Here is a 515-nt window from a genome sequence, read left to right as displayed (position 1 = left end):
CACCATGGCTCGCCGACCTGAAACCGGATCGGCAATAGCGCCGCCAAGCCTATGGAAACAAAGGCCAGCGCCACCGCCTGCAAATAGCCCATCGCCCCAACATGCGCGGGCGACAGCAATGTCGATGGCGGCACCCACCCGGTCAGCGCCGGGTCGCCATTGCCCGCTCGCTGCTTCCAATCGTTCCAGCAATGCGCATCGAACAATTCATAGGATAGCGACCAGATCACATCGAAGCCCAGCCGATTCGCCTGCGCCGCAAAATCCCGGTGCCACGCCGCGCAGGGCGCATTCAGCGCGCCCCCGGTCAGGCTGACATATAGCCCGTCGTCCACGCGTTCGAGCCGGAAATAATGGCTCATGCCCACATAATGGTTGATTGCCCCGCGATAGCCCAGCGCATGGATCGCCTCGACCACCCGCTGCGGCGTCTGGTTGAAACAATCATCATAGCCCGTCGCGATTCCCAGCCCATGCTCCGGCAGCATCACATCGCCCACCACCAGCACCGACCC

Annotated in this window: 1 protein-coding gene; it reads right to left on the bottom strand. The window is 62.9% G+C overall.

Annotated elements, in window-relative coordinates; translation table 11 throughout:
- Nucleotides 1–515: non-contractile tail sheath protein (locus tag IL54_RS02115; RefSeq protein ID WP_443210170.1), on the bottom strand; the 515-nt coding region annotated here is incomplete at both ends.

It is taken from the genome of Sphingobium sp. ba1 (genome assembly GCF_000743655.1).
In the GTDB taxonomy this organism is placed as follows: domain Bacteria; phylum Pseudomonadota; class Alphaproteobacteria; order Sphingomonadales; family Sphingomonadaceae; genus Sphingobium.
Note: the sequence above shows the minus strand (reverse complement) of the source record. Positions and strands in the feature narration are given on the sequence as shown.